This is a genomic window from Ensifer sp. GW821-FHT05G01 (assembly GCF_059419585.1).
Genome location: NZ_JBWKSC010000012.1, coordinates 268,263 through 275,659, shown reverse-complemented (window position 1 = coordinate 275,659; position 7,397 = coordinate 268,263). Strand labels below are relative to the sequence as shown.

Here is a 7,397-nt window from a genome sequence, read left to right as displayed (position 1 = left end):
GCCGGGTTGCCCGATCCCGGTGCGCCGTTGCCCGGAGCGCCGATCTGGATCGTGCCGTTGCCGCCCTTGCCGAGGAAGTCGAGCCCGTGGTCGAAGTACTGGCCGAACGCCATGAAGAAGATGTTGGCGTCCTTATCGTTCTTCGGCAGATCAAGTTCCTGACTGCCGAGGATGTTGCTGATGTTGCGCGGGTCGAGCCCCGAGAAGATCGGATTGATGTTGTTGTTGCCGGTCGTCGGGTTGTAGGCACCGTAGTGCGCATCGGTGATGCGAATAAACGGCGTGTCGGCCGAACCCCAGGTTGGATTGTCTTCGTTGTTGCCGTGACCGGAAAGTGTCCGCACGCCGGAGAAGTCGTTGGTGTCATCGTCTTCGTCGAAGGCCGGAAGCCCGTTGACCAGGTTCTTGAGGCCGGCAAGGTCGTTCGCGGTGTATTCGAAGCGACCCGAGACACCTTCGTCATTGCCGGGCGTCGGCGGTGTATTCTGGAATTGCGGCGGCACCGCACCGGCAAACGTGATCGAGTGCGTTCCGTTCGAGAACGTCTTCGTGCCGTTCGCATTGGTGGTCATCGTGTAGTCGGAAATGTTGCTTCCCGGCGCCAGTTCCACCACGTCCTGTGGCCTGAGGTTGCCGACGATCGTATCGTTGCCGCCATTGGTGCGGAACAGGATACGGTGCGAAGACTGCAGCGCGCTGAAGTCTACGGTGTCGTCGCCTGCATCGCCATTGATCGTGATCGTGTTGACGCTGAGGCCGGTCGGCGAGAAATCGCCGATCGTCTGCACAATGTCCGGGCCAACACCCGTATTGATGACGATCTCTTCGATGTCGTTGAGTTCGGCAATGACCGAGGCGTTGTTCGTGCCGTTGCGGGTAATGACGATTTCCGTCGCCGCGTTGAGGGTGCCCACGGCGTTACCGGCGGCAAACCATTCGGCGCGGGTGTAGATCCGGAAGGTTTCGTTGGAAGTGTCGCCGTTGATGACCACGGTGTCGCCGCCGGCATCTTCGCTTTCGCCGTTGATGACGTCGCGACCCTCGAGAACATCGACGGTGATCGTGTCATCGCCCGCACCGGCATTGATGGTGTCGTTGCCGCCCTGGCCGTTGATCTGATCGGCAAAGGTCGACCCGGTCAGGGTATTGCCTGCAGCGGTGCCGTTGATGGCAGCGGGAGCCGGCGTATCGGCGAGGATGAAGTCGGCGATGCTGATGTCGTTGGGATCAACGGCATCGACGAGGATCGTACCGATCGTGGTCGTGCCGGTGGCATCCCGAATGGTCAGCAGCGTGTCGTCCGTTCCAACAACAACAACACGGGTTTCCAGCACACGGGTCGCAAAGTCGGCTGCCGTAATGCCCAAAGCGCTCAGATCGATGAGGTCCTGGCCCCCGGCAGGGTTGGCATCGAACGCGTTGATGACGTCATTGCCGAAATCGATCGTGTCATAAACGTAGATATCGTTGCCGTTGTTGTCGTTGAAGGTGTCGTCACCGGCACCGCCACGCAGCTTGTCATTGCCATCGTCGCCGTCGATCGTATCGTTGCCGTCACCGCCCGAAAGCGTATCGGCTCCGTTGTTGCCGAGCATGGCGTTGGCGAGCGCATTGCCGACGCCGGTAATAGCACCGGCACCGTTCTTGGTGAGGTTCTCGACGTTGGCACCGAGTGTGTAGTTGGCGAGCGTCGTCTGGACCGTATCCGTTCCGGCGGAACCGACAGCGGTTTCGTCGACCGCGTCACCGACATTGTCGACGACGTAGGTGTCGTTGCCGGCACCGCCGCTCATGGTGTCGGCACCAGCGGCGCCGTCGAGCGTGTTGTTGCCGGTATTGCCGACGATGATGTTGTTCGCGGCGTTGCCGGTACCGTTGATGTTGCCGGCGCCGGTCAGGGTGAGGTTCTCGACATTGGCGGCCAAGGTATGGGTGACCGAACTGTTGACCGTGTCGGTACCCCCGTTGACTGCTTCAATCACGGTGTCGCCGGCCGCGATGACGTAGGTGTCGTTGCCGGCACCGCCCGTCAGCGCATTGGCGCCGGCACCGCCGGTGATCGTATCGTCAAAGGCGCTGCCGATGACGTTTTCGATGTCGATCAGCGTATCGTTGCCGTCGGCACCGGTGGCCGTTCCGGTCGTCAGGTTGACGGTGACCGCACCACTGGCCCCGGCATAAGACGCCGTGTCCGTATCGCCGGTCCCCCCGTGCAGCAGGTCGTTGCCCAGCCCACCTGAGAGTACGTCATCCTCGTCCTGACCGAAGAGCGAATCGTCGCCTGCGCCGCCGGCGAGCGTATCGTTGCCGTCGTCGCCGTACTGAACGTCATCACCCGCCGTCGCAAAGGCTGTCAAATTGTCGGCGACGTTGCTGCCCGTCCTGATGGTGAACGTCTCGTCATAGGTGTTGAGGAAGTCGTCGGTCGAGCGGATGACCAGCGTGTAGGTGGTGTTGGCCGCCATCGCACCGACGCGGCTGACAACGCCGGCCGGTGAAACGGTGAAGCCAGCACTGCTTCCGGCCTGCAAGGAATAGGTCCAGGCCGTGCTGTCATCATCAACCGTCGCCAGGTTCGCGATCGCTCCCGTGGGCAAGTCGGTGTTGTTCGGGTTGATGGCGTTCCAGCGAATGTCTGTCGGCGCTTCGTTGGCGAGAAAGATGCGCGTACCGTCGGCGAACTCCGCCCATTCGACATTGCGCAGTCTGTCGATGCCGTCCGAGACGAGATTGCGCTCGGTCAGCGGATCGATGACGTTGCTGACGTTGATATGCGAGATCGTCGTCGAGCCATCGGCATTGCGGACAACCGTATAGTTCGCGTTGCCGTTGGCGTCGAGGAACGTGTCGTTGAAGAAGGCGGTGTCGACATCGCCGATACCGTCGTCCTCAACGATCTCACGAACGATGTGCAACTGCGTCGGCACGATCGTGCGGGAGATCATCAGGTCGAACAGCGACTTGCCGATCCAGCCCGCCGGAACCGGCGAACCACCGGGGTTTTCCGTGCCGGTAAAGACATGCTTGAGGCTGTCGACAGTGCCGATCTGGTTCAGCGGCGTGTTCTCGGCACCAGCCGCAGTGATGCGAATACGCACGTTCAGCCAGGCATCGCCGTCGAGGAAATCATCCCCGCCATTGCCGCGCAGACTGTCGGAGCCCCCACCGCCGAGCAGGATGTTGCCGGAGTTGAAGGCCGTCAGCGCCTCAAGTTGGGCTGCCGTCGCGCCAACCGGCGCGGCAGTGATGAGGTTGCCGAGCAAGGCGCGCAGACCTTCGATGCGGTTGACGCCCGCCTGAGACAGCTCGTCGTTGAAGAAGATGCCTTCCGTGGTCGCAACCGTGTCGCCCGGCAGGATGTCTCCTTGAACGCGGTCGTCACCAAGCAGCGTGTCGTTGTGGTCCCAACCGGAGAGAGCCTCGGTCTTGTCGAAGCGGTTGCGCAGGATGTCTTCCGCCTCGGTGGTGAAGATCGGGATGCGCATGTCGGCGTAACCATCGAGCGCCATGCCCTTGAAGATCGCCCAGTCGAAACCGAACATGCCTTCGTTGCGCATGACGCTTTCGCCCTGGACCATGATGTCGTCGCCGGATTCACCGTCGAAGTCGTGTTCCTCGTTGCCGGAGAACATGACGTCATGGCCCTTGATCGCCGAATTGAAGAACAGTTCGGAGTTGTCGCCGGCCGTGGTGTCGAAGCCGCCGCCTGCCTCGATCCAGTCGTCACCTTCGTTGCCCATCAAGAGGTCGACGCCTTCGCCACCGAGGATGAAGTCGTCACCCGCGCCGCCGAACACTTCGGTGTCGTCGACACCGACGAAGACGACGTCCTTGCCGTCGCCGCCCATCAGGATATCGATGCCGTTGGAGTTGGCGATGACGTCGTTGCCTTCCTCGCCCTTGATGAAGTCGCCGGTGTCGCCGCTGTCGGTCAGGATGTCGTCGCCGCCGCCACCGTTGACGAGGTCGACGCCGGCGCCGGATTCAACGCGGTCATTGCCGTCGTCGGCCCAGATCGCATCGTCGCCGAAGTCCGTGATGATGGTGTCGGCGCCATTGGTGCCACCGACAACGATATGTTCGCCACCGGTGAAGCGCAGGTAGTTCGTTTCGATTGCCGCCGTGCGGGGATCATCACGCACGACCTTGCCGAGCCCGATCGCCTCGAGCGCCGGGTCGTTGCCTTCCGGGTCCGGCCCAGCCTGGTTGGCCTGGTTGACCTCGAGCACGAAATCATACTTCGCAAAGGAGTCGACGCCGATGTGGCGTTCGATGATGTCGTCGGCTGTGCCGCGGATGCCGTCGGCCCCAGGCTGCGCCAGTTCGGTGTTGGCCATCATCATCTTCGAGAAGGAATTCTGCTCGAGCTGGTTCAGCATGTTCTGGCCCTGCGTGCGGGTCAGGTAGTAGAACCGGTCGCCGTCCTGCAGGTTTTCCATCTGGGCTTCGAAAATCGCATTGAAGGTCGAGCCAAGCATGCCGCCAAACGGCATCTTCTTTTCGGCCAGACCGCCGATCCACAGATCGATCAGGTTCAGACCGCTGTTTCCGATGGTCCATTCGCCGGTGCTGTTCAGGAAGTCGAGGCGATCGGCGGGCACGAGGATCGTGCGCGTTCCGCCCGGTGCGTTGGCATCCGCAATCACCTGCTCTTCGCCAAAGACGATTGCCATTGCAGCGGCACGCTTGCCGGCAAGTGTTGTTTCATCGTCCACCAGATCATGCAGGCCGTATGCCGCGATGAAGTTGACCACCGAGATCGGGTTCTTGAGGTTGGCGGCAAAGTCCACCCAGCTGTCATAGGGCGTGAGGAAGGTCGAGCCGGTTGCCGCATAAAGCTGGGCGCGGGCTTCGTTCAACGAAGGTATGCCGGTGTCTCGACCGCGGGCGATGTTGATCGTCGCCAGGTCGAGCGGAAGACCGAGCAGATTGTTGCGCAACGATCCGACGATGAATTCGTCGATTTCGTTGCCGCGCTCGACAGTCATGCCGCGCACGACCGCCGCGGCGGCCGCATCGTGCGAAATCGTGCCGTCGAGGTCGAACTCGACAGGATTGAGGAAGGCTTCGATAAGCCCGACTTCCGGATTGATGACAACGCCATTTGCATCAAGACGCGGCATTTCGTCGGTCAGCATCGAATGGCCGAAGCGATAGACAGTGTTGGCGAATTCGGAGAAGATCGCCGGGTTGATGTCGGTGACGCTGTTGAAGACGAAGGGGTCGATCGCCGGCTGGATCTTGCGTGCGAACTCTTCGAACACCAGGTGCTGGTACTGCATTTCCGTGGCGAAGCGGGCGGCCTGGAAAATTCGCTCACCGTCCCAGCCGAAGGAATCGAGAAGTTCCGCCCGCTCAAGCGGGTCGGCCGGGAATGTGGCCGGCAACGCGTCAAGGTCCGCCTGAGTGATATCGACAGACAGCCACTCGTTGATGAAGGCGAGATCGCCACTTTGCAGAATGGTCATCTTCTGCATGTCCGTCTGGCGATTGTGCTCGGAATGGAAGATGTGGTGCACGGTCGTCAGACCGATGTTTTCGTTGCCGCGGCCGTCGCCGGTGATGAAGTGGCGGTTGAGGAGTTCGTCGTCATACTCGGTATTGCGGCCGGTCTGGGGATTGAACGCCACGTCATTGCCGGTTTCGCCGTCGGCATCGGCGACCAGATTGCCCTGAGCATCAAAAACGGGGACGGCATTGTGGGCAATATCGTCCAGGAAGGCATGGCCGATACGCAGCGCGCCTGCCGCAAAAGTGTTCACAGGATTTAAGGGATCGCCCTGGATGACGATGTCGTCGGACGTATTGGGGATTCCGTCGCCGCCGAGACCGGTGACCAGCAATGGGTATCCGTTCGGTCCGCGAATGAACTCGCCATAGGCATCAGTGCGAATGAGCGGAATGTTGAAGATATCGGCATCGGTCAGCTGGATGCCGAGCACGTTTGCTGCCTGCGCCTTGATGTCGGCCCAGGTGGGCAGCCCGTTTGCCGACCCGTCAAGCAGGCGACCAGTTGCGTGTGGCGGTGCACCGACAACACCACCGGCAGGTTCATACTCCCTCAGGAAGAACTGATGCGAAGCATGCGACGTATAGGTCTGGTTCTGATCGACGAACGGGGTCGTGGTATTGGTATGAGAATCGCCGTCCGGCGTTGCGCGGGTCAGGACCATGAAGCGCAGGTGTGCCGGCAGGTCGTCGGCGGTTCCAGCCACGCCATCCGTTCCCAGCACCAACGGATCGTCAGCCTGTAGCGGTATGTAGACGGTCGCTCCACCCTTGGTGATCAGGTCGAGACCATGGTCGAAGAACTGACCGAAGAATGTCATCCAGGCGTTGAAGGGCGCGGAAAGGCCTTCGTCCGGTGCCACGTTGGGAATGGACAGGTTGCCTTCATCACCGATGACCAGCCCCAGCTCCGTCGCAACGGCCTCCAGCGCCGCGGACGGATCCGCGGCAACCACTTCCGCCAATGCCAGCGCTTCCTCGGCAACCGTCACGGCATTCGCTGCGTCCTGAATGGCGTCGATGCTGGCGGGGTTGCCCGGCGTGTAGTTGGCGACAGCCAGATCGAGGGCGGCGTTCGCGGCATCGAGGTCACCTTGCGCAGCAACAAGGGCGTCATCGGCCTGCTGTTGGGTAACCCGGGCGGCAAGCAAACGCTGCATGTCAGCTTGCGGGTCTTCCGAACCGGCAAAGGTCAGGGCCGCGATGATGGCTGCCGGATTGTTGATCGACATGTCGACGATGAGATTGGAGATGATGCGCGGATCGGCATCAACCACATTGGCGTTGGGTGCGCCGTAGTTGCCGCCGGTCAGGATGCCGCCGGGCGCTGGTCCGTTGACATCGATGCTGTCGCCATCGGTGTCGTTGCGATACTCGGCGTCCAGCAGCCGCGGCATCGCCTGGTCAGCGGACCCCCAGGTCTCGCGGCCGGGCACGATGTTGTTGTAGGTGCCGTCGACGGTGCGAAGGCCGTTCGGAACATGGGGGTCGGGGATCGCGAGCTGCGCACCGGGCGTGCCTGCCGGAACGACATTGCCGGCCGCGTCGACGTAGATCTCCCTAAGGTCCTGCGCATTCGCGCCTGAATGCGCGGTCGAGTTGCCTTCTGCGATCTTGATCTGGCGCAGAATGAACATCATGTCCTGAAGATTGAGCTTGAACGCGGCCATTTTCCCCTCCGTCGAGACACAGCGATCCCCCCGGAAGGACACATGTCTTTCCGCCAACAGAGGTCGCGTCACTGATACTGGCCGGCATTAACGCATCGAAGCCTCGGCCGGCGTAGAGAACAAGGTCGCGTGATTTTCGCGACTAAAGGACGGCCCAACCGGAATACTTTGGTCCCCACCGTTCTCGGACCTTAGTCTGAGCAAGATTTCGCATGCCGG

Annotated in this window: 1 protein-coding gene; it reads right to left on the bottom strand. The window is 61.4% G+C overall.

All coding sequences use genetic code 11. From position 1 onward, the window contains the following. Positions 1 to 7,178 (bottom strand): peroxidase family protein (locus AC07UR_RS26370; protein ID WP_494724410.1); only part of this gene is annotated, 7,178 nt, incomplete at its 3' end. Positions 7,179 to 7,397 lie beyond the last annotated feature (219 nt).